At 67.7% G+C, this 12,384-nt stretch carries 12 protein-coding genes; 3 read left to right on the top strand and 9 right to left on the bottom strand.

The window, feature by feature from the left end; all coding sequences use genetic code 11:
* The first annotated feature begins 39 nt into the window (after positions 1 to 39).
* Entirely contained in the window at positions 40 to 2,691 is a 2,652-nt protein-coding gene (alaS, locus tag AC1RPL_RS02490; RefSeq protein ID WP_493067672.1) for an alanine--tRNA ligase, read from the top strand.
* 18 nt (positions 2,692 to 2,709) lie between these two features.
* Here alaS and AC1RPL_RS02485 read toward each other — a convergent pair whose 3' ends face one another.
* The 8 genes from AC1RPL_RS02485 to AC1RPL_RS02450 form a co-directional block, all read right to left on the bottom strand.
* The gene (locus AC1RPL_RS02485; RefSeq protein ID WP_493067671.1) at positions 2,710 to 3,228 is read right to left on the bottom strand and encodes a hypothetical protein; all 519 of its coding nucleotides are present in this window, start codon (positions 3,226 to 3,228) and stop codon (positions 2,710 to 2,712) included.
* Positions 3,228 to 3,740, bottom strand: a complete 513-nt coding sequence (locus tag AC1RPL_RS02480) for a hypothetical protein (RefSeq protein WP_493067670.1) — start codon at positions 3,738 to 3,740, stop codon at positions 3,228 to 3,230. Before AC1RPL_RS02480 ends, AC1RPL_RS02485 begins: the two co-directional genes overlap by 1 nt.
* 68 nt (positions 3,741 to 3,808) lie before the next feature.
* Positions 3,809 to 5,605: a cation:proton antiporter domain-containing protein gene (locus AC1RPL_RS02475; RefSeq protein WP_493067669.1), complete on the bottom strand. Its 1,797-nt coding sequence runs from the start codon at positions 5,603 to 5,605 to the stop codon at positions 3,809 to 3,811.
* A 22-nt stretch (positions 5,606 to 5,627) separates the two neighbouring features.
* Positions 5,628 to 6,527, bottom strand: coding sequence for a surface lipoprotein assembly modifier (locus AC1RPL_RS02470; RefSeq protein WP_493067668.1), 900 nt, complete (start codon positions 6,525 to 6,527; stop codon positions 5,628 to 5,630).
* Positions 6,528 to 6,584: 57 nt separating this feature from the next.
* A complete protein-coding gene (locus tag AC1RPL_RS02465) occupies positions 6,585 to 7,805 on the bottom strand; it encodes an NADP-dependent isocitrate dehydrogenase (protein ID WP_493067667.1) in 1,221 nt (406 codons plus the stop codon).
* 78 nt (positions 7,806 to 7,883) lie between these two features.
* On the bottom strand, positions 7,884 to 8,498 hold the full coding sequence (locus tag AC1RPL_RS02460; protein WP_493067666.1) for a class I SAM-dependent methyltransferase: 615 nt from the start codon (positions 8,496 to 8,498) through the stop codon (positions 7,884 to 7,886).
* A gap of 105 nt (positions 8,499 to 8,603) precedes the next feature.
* Positions 8,604 to 9,032, bottom strand: a complete 429-nt coding sequence (gene aac(6') / locus AC1RPL_RS02455; RefSeq protein ID WP_493067665.1) for an aminoglycoside 6'-N-acetyltransferase — start codon at positions 9,030 to 9,032, stop codon at positions 8,604 to 8,606.
* The gene (locus AC1RPL_RS02450) at positions 9,032 to 10,414 is read right to left on the bottom strand and encodes a cytochrome P450 (protein WP_493067664.1); all 1,383 of its coding nucleotides are present in this window, start codon (positions 10,412 to 10,414) and stop codon (positions 9,032 to 9,034) included. The genes aac(6') and AC1RPL_RS02450 overlap by 1 nt, the downstream gene beginning before the upstream one ends.
* 136 nt (positions 10,415 to 10,550) lie before the next feature.
* Between AC1RPL_RS02450 and AC1RPL_RS02445 the strand changes: the two genes are divergently transcribed.
* Both AC1RPL_RS02445 and AC1RPL_RS02440 read left to right on the top strand, forming a co-directional pair.
* On the top strand, positions 10,551 to 11,279 hold the full coding sequence (locus tag AC1RPL_RS02445; RefSeq protein ID WP_493067663.1) for a phosphatidylserine decarboxylase: 729 nt from the start codon (positions 10,551 to 10,553) through the stop codon (positions 11,277 to 11,279).
* Between the two features lie 50 nt (positions 11,280 to 11,329).
* Positions 11,330 to 12,121, top strand: coding sequence for a CDP-alcohol phosphatidyltransferase family protein (locus tag AC1RPL_RS02440; RefSeq protein ID WP_493069068.1), 792 nt, complete (start codon positions 11,330 to 11,332; stop codon positions 12,119 to 12,121).
* On the opposite strand, the gene AC1RPL_RS02435 is transcribed toward AC1RPL_RS02440, so the two are convergent.
* Positions 12,057 to 12,275 carry a hypothetical protein gene (locus tag AC1RPL_RS02435; protein WP_493067662.1) on the bottom strand — a complete coding sequence of 73 codons (219 nt, stop codon included), beginning with the start codon at positions 12,273 to 12,275 and terminating at the stop codon, positions 12,057 to 12,059. The two genes, AC1RPL_RS02440 and AC1RPL_RS02435, sit on opposite strands and share 65 nt — an antisense overlap.
* Between the last annotated feature and the right edge of the window lie 109 nt (positions 12,276 to 12,384).

Genomic DNA, 12,384 nt, shown 5'->3' with positions numbered 1-12,384 from the left:
TCGCTTGAGGAAAGCGCGGCGCGCAACTAAGTCGCCGATATGACGTCCACCAACGATATCCGCCGTTCGTTCCTCGACTATTTCGAGAGCCAGGGTCACGCCCGTGTCGCCAGCGCGCCGCTGGTGCCGCACAATGATCCCACGCTGATGTTCGTGAACGCGGGCATGGTGCCGTTCAAGAACGTGTTCACGGGCCTTGAGAGCCGGCCCTATTCGACCGCGACCAGCTCGCAGAAGTGCGTCCGCGCCGGCGGCAAGCACAACGATCTGGACAATGTCGGCTACACGGCGCGTCACCACACCTTCTTCGAGATGCTCGGCAACTTCTCGTTCGGCGACTATTTCAAGGAACAGGCGATCACCCACGCCTGGACGCTGCTCACCAAGGTGTGGGGCATCCCCGCCGAGCGGCTGACCGCGACCGTCTATCATACCGACGACCAGGCCTTCGAGCTGTGGAAGAAGATCGCCGGCCTGCCCGAGAGCCGCATCATCCGCATCCCGACCAAGGACAATTTCTGGGCGATGGGATCGGATGGTCCGTGCGGGCCGTGCTCGGAGATCTTCTACGATCACGGCGACCATATCTGGGGCGGCCCGCCGGGATCGCCCGAGGAGGATGGCGACCGTTTCGTCGAGATCTGGAACCTCGTCTTCATGCAGTTCGTGCAGGAGAATGACGAGATCATCGGCGACCTGCCGCGCCCCTCGATCGACACGGGCATGGGCCTGGAGCGCGTCGCCGCGGTGCTGCAGGGTGTCCACGACAATTACGATACCGACACGTTCAAGGCGCTGATCGCCGAATCGGGCGCGCTGACCGGTGCCTCGACTACGGGCGAGAACCAGGCGAGCCACCGCGTGATCGCCGATCACCTGCGCTCGGCCGGCTTCCTGGTGGCCGATGGTGTGCTGCCGGCCAATGAAGGCCGCGGCTATGTGCTCCGCCGCATCATGCGCCGCGCGATGCGCCATGCCCACCTGCTCGGCGCCAAGGATCCGCTGATGCACCGCATGGTGCCGTCGCTGGTCGCCGAGATGGGCGCTGCGTTCCCCGAACTGGTGCGCGCGCAGCCGCTGATCGAGGCGACCTTGCTCCAGGAGGAGCGCCGCTTCCGGCAAACCCTGGCCAATGGGTTGCGTTTGCTCGACGAAGCGACGCAGGGCATGAGCGAGGGCGGCACGCTGCCCGGCGAGACCGCGTTCAAGCTCTATGATACCTTCGGCTTCCCGTACGATCTGACCGAGGATGCGCTGCGCGGCCAGGGCATGACCGTGGACCGCGCCGGCTTCGACACGGCGATGGCCGAGCAGAAGCGCGCGGCGCGGGCGGCCTGGAAGGGCTCGGGCGAAAAGGCTTCGGAAGAGCTGTGGTACGACCTGGCCGACGAGCTCGGCGGGACCGAGTTCACCGGCTATAACGGCACCCAGGGCGAGGGCCAGGTGGTCGCGATCGTCAAGGACGGCGCGCGGGTCGAGAAGGCTTCGGCCGGCGACAGCGTGACGGTCCTGACCAACCAGACCCCCTTCTATGCCGAGAGCGGCGGCCAGATGGGCGATGTCGGCGTGATCTCGAACGACAAGATGAGCGCGGCGGTGGACGACACCTCGAAGCCGCTCGGGCGTCTCCACGCGCATCATGCCAAGATCGAGACCGGCGAGATCGCGGTCGGCGACGCGGTGCATCTCGTGGTCGATGTCGATCACCGCGACCGGGTGCGCGCCAACCATTCGGCGACGCACCTGCTGCACGCGGCACTGCGCAAGCGGCTGGGCGGGCATATCTCCCAGAAGGGCAGCTTGGTGGCGCCCGACCGGCTGCGCTTCGACTTCTCGCATCCCTCTGCGCTCAGCGCCGACGAGATCGCCGATGTCGAGGCGGACGTGAATGCGCAGATCCGCCATAACGGTGCGGTCGAGACGCGGCTGATGACGCCCGACGACGCGATCGCAGCGGGCGCGATGGCGCTGTTCGGCGAGAAATACGGCGACGAGGTTCGCGTGCTCTCGATGGGGCTGGGCGCGGATGCGTCCTACTCGGTCGAGCTGTGCGGCGGCACCCATGTCAATGCGACGGGCGACATCGCGATCTTCAAGATCGTCTCCGAGAGCGCCGTTTCGAGCGGCGTGCGGCGCATCGAGGCGCTGACCGGCGAAGGCGCGCGGCTGTGGCTGAACGGCCGCGACGCGCAGCTGCGCGAGGCGGCGGCTGCGCTCAAGACGAGCCCCGACGATGTCGTGGCGCGCGTCGGGGCGCTGGTGGAGGAGCGGCGCAAGCTCGAGCGCGAACTGGCCGAGGCCAAGAAGGCGCTGGCGCTGGGCGGCAGCGGTGCCGCGCAGGCGGCAGGCCCGGAGCAGGTGGCGGGGATCACCTTCCTCGGCCAGGTGCTCGACGGGCTCGACCCCAAGGCGCTACGCGGCGCAGTCGACGAGGCCAAGGCGCGGATCGGCAGCGGCGTGGTCGCGCTGGTCGCGGTCAATGAGGGCCGGGCTTCGGTCGCGGTCGGCGTGAGCGAAGGCGTGGCGGCCAATGCCGTGGACCTGGTCAAGGTCGCGGTGGCGGTGCTGGGCGGGCAGGGCGGCGGTGGCCGACCCGACATGGCCCAGGGCGGCGGCCCGGACGGTGACAAGGGCGCGGACGCGCTCGAAGCGGTCAAGGCCGAGCTGGCAAAGGCGACCGCGGCCGCCTGAACCGCCGCGGTTCGCGGATTACATCCCCGGGCCCCAGCCGTCTTCCGGCGAAACCCAGATCGCGCGCTGGTTCATATCGGCGCGGACCTGGCCTTCGATGATGATGTCGGAGACGAGCCCGTCGCTATACGGGCGGTCGCGGTAGCAGCGCTTCTTGCCGGCGAGCGGCTGGAGCGCGAGCATCAGCCGCTGGCGGACCGAGGTCTCCACCGCAGGCGCGAGCGGCCCGCCATCCTTGGTCAGCTTGCCCGAAGTGAAGTCGATCGGGCGGATGGTCGAGCAGACCGCGCCATCCTCGACCTGGCCCGATGTCTGGTATTCCATCACGATGGTCGGCTCGGTGGAGACCACGCCGGTCACCACCGCATCGAAGCTGCCATCGGCATGCACCGAATAGCGCACCATCGTTGCACAGGTGCGCGCCTGGGTGTCGGGCGTGATGCAGCGGATCTTGCCGGCCCGCGCGGGATCGAGCGAATCGGGCGCGGGCAGCGGCGCAGCGGTGGCGAGCAGGAGCAGGGTGGCGATCATCGTCATCACATTCCCAGATTATAGCCGTCCTTCGGGCTCACCCAGATGAACTTCTGGCTGAAGTCGGGGCGGACGGTGTCATCGACGCTGACTTCGTTGAGCAGCATCTCGCTATTGGCCGGCTTGATCTCCGAGCAGGTTGTCTTGCCCTCGAGCGCACCGAGGACGGTGGCGAACTGCGTCTTCACGGCGTTCGAGGTGGCATCGTCGGCAGGCTTGCCCGCGAGATACACCGTACCGGCCTGAAAATCGGCGGTGCGCACGGTTTCGCACGCCTTGCCGCCCGCGATCTTGCCCTTGGTGTGGACTTCCATCGTGATCAGCGGCGTGGGGTTGAGGAACAGCCAGGTCGTCGCCTCATAGCTGCCGTCGGCCGCGATCTTGAGCGCGGTGGTGCCGACGCAGGTCTTCTTCTCCTTGTTGGGCACGACGCACTGGATCTTGCCCTCGCGTGCCGGCGCATAGGCGTCGCTCGCCTGGGCGAGCGGGGCGGCGAGGATCAAAAGGCTCAACAACATTACAATACTCCCTGGAACAGATGGCTAGAGATGCGCCGCGGCCATGGCCTGGGCAAGTGCAATCCGCGTCAGGCAGGCATGTCCGATTCCTCGTTGCCCCGCTCGACCCGCACGCGGCGGAAGCGCGGTTCGCGGTCCATGCCGGCGACTTCCTTGATCTTCTTGCGCATCTCGTCGCGCTTCGCGTGGATCGAGGCGATCACCGGCCCGACCGCGAGGCCGAGATCGACCAGCACCACTTCGGAGAGCTGGAGCGAGCTTTCCAGCGCCTCGGGCACTGCCTCGGTCGCGCCGGCGCGGTAGAGCTCGGCGGCATGCGCGGTATCGCGGGCGCGGGCGATGATCGGCAGGGCCGGCACCCAGCCGCGCACGCGCTTGGCGAGGCGCACGGTGAGCACCGGATCGTCCATCGTCAGCACCAGCGCCTTGGCGTGGCCCAGGTTGAGCTTGTCGACCAGCTCGGAGCGGGTGACGTCGCCGAACAGCACATTATAGCCGCCGCGGCGCGCCGCGTTGACGTTATCGATGTCGGCATCGACGCCGATATAGGGCAGGCCGTGACGGCGCAGCATGTCCGCCACGGTGCGGCCGACGCGGCCGAAGCCGATGATGACGGTGCCCGACTGGACGTCGACGAGCGAAGGATCGGGGCCTTCCGCAGTCTTCGAGCGCTCGATCAGCTGCGCGGCCGCACGGCCGGCCTTGGCGAGCAGGGGTGTGGACGTCAGGCCGATCGCCGTGACCGTGGTCCAGAAGGCCGCGGTGCTCGGGCTGATCAGTCCGGCCGCGCCCGCCACGCCGAGCACGATCAGCGTGGTCTCGGACGGGCTGGCCATCAGCACGCCGGTTTCCGCCGCGGTGCCGGTGCGCGCGCCCGAAAGCCTGAGCAGCCCCATCGTCACCGCCGCCTTGACCACCATGACGAGCAGCGAGGCGCCGAGCAGCGGCGCCCAGCTATGGACGATGAAGTTGAGGTCGAGGCGCATGCCGACGGTGATCAGGAACACCCCGAGCGCGAGGCCCTTGAACGGCGCGGTGATCGCTTCGACTTCGCCGTGATATTCGGTCTCGGCGATGAGCAGGCCCGCGATCAGCGCGCCGACGATCGGCGAGAGGCCGGCCGCGCTGGTGGCGAGGCTGGCGACGATCACCACGAGCAGGCTGGCGGCGAGGAACAGCTCGGGGCTCTTGGTGCGCGCGGCCTGGGCGAACATGCGTGGCAGCAACAGGCGCCCGCCGACGAACAGGATCGCGACGGTGAGGATGCCGAAGCCGAGCGTCGAGCCGAGCCGGATCCAGCCGGCCTCCGCGCCCGCAGCTGGTGCGAGCGCGCCGAGCAGGAAGATGATCGGGACGAGCGCCAGATCCTCGAACAGGAGCATCGCGAAGCTTGCCTTGCCGACCGCGCTGGTGGTGCCGGCGATCGGCAGCACGATCGCGGTGGAGGAGAGCGCCAGCGCCAGGCCGAGCCCGATCGCGCCGCCGGTGCTGAGGCCGGTGAGGTAGAGCAGCGCGCCGAGGATCAGCGCCGCGAGCAGCAGCTCGGCCGCGCCGACGCCGAAGACGAGCTTGCGCATCGACCACAGCCGCTTGAACGACAGCTCGAGCCCGATCGAGAACAGCAGCAGGATGATGCCGAACTCGGCGAACGGCTCGATCGCATGCCCGTCCGAGATGGTGAGGTAGTAGAGCCAGGGATGGGCAGGGACGAGGCTGCCCAGCCCGAATGGGCCGACCAGCGCGCCGACCAGGATGAAACCGATCACCGGGCTGATCCGGAAGCGCGCGAAGGCCGGAATGACGAGCCCGGCCGCGCCGAGGATCACCAGCGCATCGCTGAGGCCGCTATTGGCGAGGTTCAGCATGGAGCGGCGAACCTTTCGAACTTCACGAAGTTCGCGCTTGTACGGGAATGAATTTCGGAGCGGCGGGGTGCCGATTTCGCGGGAGTGCAGGGTTTGAAATGGATTCTGGCCATGGGGCCAAGGGCAGCATGGCAAGTCCTACATTGCAAGGTGCCGATACCGCTTTTTCGGAGATAGCGCGCATATTGGACCTGGAAGGGGCGCGTGATCCCGAACTCGGCGGCGATGCGGCGATATTCGTAGAGCGCCAGGCTCGACTGGTTGCGCTCATAGGCGCCGCGAACGAAGGGCGCGAAGCCATGGACCTGAAGGCCGCGCAGGGTGGCGCCGGCCCGGGCCGAGAACAGCCACTCGCGCCGGCGGTCGCCATGGAGGACCAGCGCGGCATCGCCTTCGGTGCGGCGGAGGCGAACCGCGTCGTCCGGCCCGCTTCGCGACAGCGGACCAGGGTAACGCCCCCTGCCGCAGTCGCATAACCGGGATCGCGCGCGGTCTGCCGCGTCGCCGAAGCTGCCAGGCTGATCCCGGTTCGCGCGGAAAGCGCTCGCTCGATCGTAAGGCCGGCGTCGTAGATCGTGCCGTCGTGCAGATCATTGGCCACATAGCGGGCGCGGCTCATGCTGGCGGTGGCGATCATCTGCGTCCGCCGGCCGAGGCCATGCAGCCAATCGATCGAAGCCGCGTCGGTATGGGCATAGGCCTTGCCGCCGAACCAGCGCCAGATGCGCCCGGGCGAGGCGCTGATCCGGCTGTGCGTGCGCTGCCATTCCACGCCCAGCAGCGCCGAGCCCGAGACATCGTCGAACATGCTCGCGCGATAGAAATTACCAGGGCCGGCAAGGCGCGGGACCAGTGCGACGCCGTCCGCGACGCCAAATCGCGCATAGGCCTGGCCGGCAAGATGCAGCGTGCGATTGCGCAAAGAAAAAGGGCGCGCAACCCGTGGTCGCGCGCCCCTTTGTGTCGGCGATGCCGGAGCTCAGCCCCAGGCGGCCATCTTCTTCTCGAGGTTCTCGCGGATCGCCTCGAAGAACTGCTCGGTGGTCATCCAGGGCTGGTCCGGGCCGATCAGGATCGCGAGATCCTTGGTCATCTTGCCGCTCTCGACGGTCTCGATGCAGACGGCCTCGAGCGTCTCGGCGAACTTGGTGACGTCCGGCGTGTTGTCGAACTTGCCGCGGAACGACAGGCCCTGGGTCCAGGCGAAGATCGACGCGATCGGGTTGGTCGACGTCGCCTTGCCCTGCTGGTGCATGCGGTAGTGGCGGGTGACGGTGCCGTGCGCGGCTTCCGCCTCGATCGTCTTGCCGTCCGGCGACATGAGGACCGAGGTCATCAGGCCGAGCGAGCCGAAGCCCTGGGCAACCGTGTCCGACTGGACGTCGCCGTCATAGTTCTTGCAGGCCCAGACGAACTTGCCCGACCACTTGAGCGCCGAGGCGACCATGTCGTCGATCAGGCGGTGCTCGTAGACGATGCCGGCAGCCTTGAACTTGTCGGCGAAGTCGGCGTCGAAGGTCTCCTGGAACAGGTCCTTGAAGCGGCCGTCATAGGCCTTGAGGATCGTGTTCTTGGTAGAGAGATACAGCGGCCAGCCGCGATCGAGCGCATAGTTCATGCTCGCCTTGGCGAAGTCGCGGATCGACTCGTCGAGGTTGTACATGCCCATGGCAACGCCGGCGCTCGGGAAGTCGAACACTTCATATTCGAGCTCGTCGCCATTGGTGCCGACCCACTTCATCGTGAGCTTGCCGGCGCTGGGCACCTTGAAATCGGTCGCGCGATACTGGTCGCCGAACGCATGGCGGCCGACGACGATCGGGTCGGTCCAGCCCGGAACCAGGCGGGGGACGTTCTTGATCACGATCGGCTCGCGGAAGACGACGCCGCCCAGGATGTTGCGGATCGTGCCGTTGGGCGACTTCCACATCTTCTTGAGCTTGAATTCCTCGACGCGCGCCTCGTCCGGCGTGATCGTGGCGCACTTCACGCCGACGCCGTAATGCTGGATCGCCTTGGCGGAATCGATCGTGACCTGGTCGTCGGTCGCGTCGCGATTCTCGACCGAGAGGTCGTAATATTTCAGGTCGATGTCGAGATAGGGCTTGATCAGGCGCTCGCGGATCCATTCCCAGATGATCCGCGTCATCTCGTCGCCGTCGATCTCCACGACGGGCGTTGCAACCTTGATCTTCGCCATGCTCGCTTGTCCTTATAAGGGGTTTGGCGAGCGTCTAGGAGGATGGGGCGGGGGGATCAAGCGCCCCCGATGCGCTTATCAGTCGTTCCAGGCCCACCAGAGCTGTGCGGGCGGGATGTTGATCCACTCCATCGCATGATCGATGTGCGACCAATGCGGGGTGAGGAAGTTCTTCACGCGCGGGTTGTACTGGTAGACCAGGAAGGCGCCGCCCTTGCGGATCACTTCGCGGGTCGCCTTGGCGATCGCGTCGCCCACGCCTGGCGGCAGGGTGGAGAAGGGCAGGCCCGAGGCGATGTAATCGGCATGCTCGAAGCCGTGGTCGGCGACGATCTGCTTCACGTCCGCGGCCGAGCCCTGGATCGCGATCAGGCGCGGATCGGGGATGCTCTGCTTCAGGTAGCGGATGAAATCGGGGTTGGTGTCGATCACGATCAGCTTGCCCTCGGGCGAGAGCTTGTCGAGAATCGGACGCGTGAAGGTGCCGACGCCGGGGCCGTATTCGACGAACAGCTTGGTGTTGTCCCAGTCGACCGGCGCGAGCATGCGGTTGATCGTGAAGCGCGACGAGGGCGCCACTGCGCCGACCATCACCGGGCGCTTGAGGAAGCCGCGGAAGAACATGCCCCAGGGCGAAGGCGTGCCGGGTGCGCGGCGGCTGGTACGGGCCTTGGCGGCAGTCGAAGCGGGCATGGGCGACCTTATCAGAAACTGGGAACAGTCGCGGCATTTGGGCAATTCGAACGAACATGCAAGCGTGTCAGTTTCATTTCACCGCATTGCATGTCGTGAAACGGGTCAAAGCCGGCGGTTGAAATAGACCACGCGCTCGGTCTCTGCAAAGCCTAAAGCGGCGTGGACGGCGTGGCTTTCGACATTGTCGAGCAGCGCGTCGGAGGCGAATTCCATGCAGCCAAAGGCGCGGCCCCATTGCGCGGCGTGATCGGCCAGGGCGCGGGCGATGCCGGCCCGGCGGTGGGCGGGGGCGACATAGAGACCTTCGAGGAACAGCACCGGCGACCTGTCGCAGCCATTGACATGATCATGGCGGATCGCGGCTTCGGCGAAGCCCAGCGGGGCCCCGGTGTCGTCGCGGGCGATCAGGGCGAGTTCTTCCGGCCGGGCGAGCATCGCCTCGGCCTCGCTGTCGTCGCAGTCGGGCCAGAGGGCGCGGCGCAGTTCGGCCCAGTCGGCCAGGTCGGCCTGGCTGCAGGGGGCGATCCGCATCAGCGTAGCTCGACGTGCATCGGCAGCCCGCCGCTCGGGCGGATGCTGGTGCTGGCCACCGGCCAGGGAATGGACAGCGGCGTGAACCGGGCGGCGCGGACAAGGGTGGCGAGGACGGTGAGCAGCTCGGTCATCGCGAAGGCGGCACCCAGGCAGATGCGCGGTCCGGCGCCGAAGGGCATGTAGAGATGCCGGTCGGGCACGGGCATGCCGGGGGCGAAGCGCTCGGGGTCGAAGAGATCGGGGTCGCGCCAATGTCTTCGGTGGCGGTGGAGCGCATAGACCGGGATCAGGATGCGCGTGCCGGCGCGTATCCGGCGGCCGTCGATCACGGTGTCGGCCACGCAGACGCGGGTGAGCTGATAGCCGGGGGGATAGAGGCGCAGCGTCTCCTGGATCAGCTGGCGGGTGAAGACGAGCCGTTCCAGATGTTCGGGACCGACGGGTGCGCCGCCGGTGACGGTCTCGACCTCGGCGCGCAGTCGCTCGCCGCTCGGCGGATGGGACGCGGCGAGCCACAGCGCCCAGCCTAGCGTGACTGCGCTGGTCTCGTGGCCGGCCAGGATGAAGCCGAGCAGGTTGTCGCGCAGCAGGCGGTCGTCCATCGGTCGGCCGGCCTCGGGATCGATGGCGCCGAGCAGCAGATCGACCAGGTCGCCGCGCGGCGGCGCGGTGCGCCTGCGGGCGATCATCCGGTCGACATCGGCGCGCAGCAGCGCGGCTTCGGGCGCGGGCCTGTTGCGCTTGCCGCGATGCGCGCGGTCGGGGAGGAAGAGATAGCTGAGGCGCCGATATTCGAGCTGGTCGAGAAAGGCGCGGACGCGTGCCTCGGTCTCCGCGCGCTCGAAATCCTCCCCGCCCGAGAGGATGGTGTCGAGGATCACGTCGAAGGCGATCCGGCCGGTTTCGGCGGCGATGTCGACCGGCTGGGCGGCGCTGCGCCAGCGCTCCAGGGCGGATTCGGCGGCGGTGCGCATGCGCGGGGCGAGCGCGGCCATCTGCGCGGCCCGGAACGCCGGGGCGGCGGCGCGGCGCTGCCAGCGCCAGTCCGCGCCGTCCACCGCAGCCAGCCCGTCGCCCCAGGCCGGGTGCATCACGCGGCGCCAGAGGTGCCCGTGCGGAAAATCCTCGGCATGATCGACCATTGCCAGGCGAACGCCGGCGGGATCGGTGAGGAATATCGGCGCGCCGGGGAAGGGCGGGCGCCAGCTCGTTCCCTCGAACAATATGCGCGGCCACGCCTCGATCGGATTGCGCATCGCGCGCGGCAGGATCTGCCAGGGCAGGGCGCGTTCGAGCGGTTCGGGAGCGGGCGGACGGAACCGGAGCGGCGGCCCGGCAGGCTCGCCGGCAAAGGCCCGGATCGCGTCGCTCGTCAGCATCGCCTTGCCCCCTTGTCGGTGGCCTTGCCCTACGCCTGTCCACGGCCTTGGAAAAGCCTTGGGTGAAAGAGACCTGGGGAAAGAGCCGCGCGGCGGTGCGTTGTGTTGGCCGCTACAGGCAGCTAGAGACTTTGCGATGGCATCTTTGGACACGCCCCCGCTCGGTACTCCCACGGTGAAGTGGCGTTTCCCCGACATTCATCCCGAGGGCCGCAAATATGTGGCCATCGCCGCCGCGATCGCGCTGGCCAGCTTGTTCCTGTGGGACTTCATCACCTGGCCCCTGGTGTTCCTCACCTTCGGCGTGGCGGCGTTCTTCCGCGATCCGGTGCGCGTGACGCCGCAGGGCGAAGGCATGCTGATCGCGCCGGCCGACGGGCTGGTGACGATGATCCAGCCCGTGGCGCTGCCGCCCGAGCTGCGTGGTCCGCAGGCGCTGGGCGACAAGCCGATGGTGCGCGTGTCGATCTTCATGAGCATGTTCGACGTGCATGTGAACCGTACGCCGATCACCGGCACGATCCGCCACGTGATCTATATCTCCGGCCGCTTCCTCAACGCCGACCTCGACAAGGCGAGCGAGGAGAATGAGCGCCAGCACTTCATCGTCGAGGACAAGCATGGGCTGCGCATCGGCTTCACGCAGATCGCCGGCCTCGTCGCGCGGCGCATCGTGAGCTTCACCAAGCCGGGCGACATGATCGTCGCCGGCCAGCGCATTGGCCTGATCCGCTTCGGCAGCCGCGTCGATGTGTTCCTGCCCCAGGACTATGCTGCCCAGGTCACGCTCGGCCAGCGCACGATCGCGGGCGAGACGGTCATCGCCCGGAAGGGGGCCGCAGCCGTCGGCGGCATTTCGCAGTGAACGGCCGTCGTGGCGACGATGCCGGTGCGCGCACCCTGCGGCCACGGCGCATGCGGCGGATGCGGCCGGTGCGCGGGATACCGCTGCGGGCGATTGCGCCCAACGCGATCACTGCGCTTGCACTCTGCTCGGGGTTGACCGCGATCCGCTTCGCGATCGACGCGAACTGGGAACTGGCGGTGCTGATGGTGCTGATCGCCGGCATGCTCGACGGCATCGACGGCAAGATCGCCCGGATGGTGCGCGGCGAGAGCAGGTTCGGTGCCGAGCTGGACAGCTTGTCGGACGCGATCTCGTTCGGCGTCGCTCCGGCGATGATCCTCTATCTCTGGTCGCTCCAGTCGGTCGGCCGGTTCGGCTGGATGATCGCGCTGGTCCATGCGCTGTTCTGCGCGCTGCGCCTCGCCCGGTTCAACGCCCAGATCGATGCCGAGGAGCAGCCGCACAAATCGGCGGGCTTCCTGACCGGCGTGCCTGCGCCCGCCGCCGCGGTGCTCACGCTGTTGCCGCTCTATCTGTGGCTGTTCACGGGCGAGCCGCATCTGCGCTCGGCCCTGGTGGTGGCACCCTGGACGGCGTTCGTCGCGGTGCTGATGATCTCGAGCATCGCCACCTTCGCGCCCCATATGCGCTTGAAGCAGCGCATCCGCTTCGAGGCGATCGCCGTGCTGGTGGTGCTCGTCGCGGCGCTGGTGGCGGCACCCTGGCCGACGCTGGCGCTGATCGCGGCGCTCTATATCGTCTCGATCCCGTTCAGTGTGCGCAGCTATCGCCGGATCAGGCAGCTGCGCGAAGCGGGAACGCCGCGGCCCGGCGCACCGGAGCCGAATAGCGAACCGTAACGCGGGTCGGCACCAGCTCGGGCAGCGGCCGGGCTACGCTCTGGCCGATCAGTTCACGCATGCGGGGAAGCGCGCCGACGATCGAACCGGCGATCGTCCAGGCGGCGACGGCGAAGGCGGTGCCGAACAGCAGAACGGTAAGCAGTGCAGTCATCACTATGGCTCCCAAACGCGCCGTACCTGGCGGGAATTCAAGGATTCCAACCACTTGGCGCCCGCTGACGTTCCCTGTCCGCGTTCTGAGCCGTTTATGTTCCGTTAAC

It is taken from the genome of Sphingomonas sp. GW821-FHT12D09, from assembly GCF_058807215.1.
Note: the sequence above shows the minus strand (reverse complement) of the source record. Positions and strands in the feature narration are given on the sequence as shown.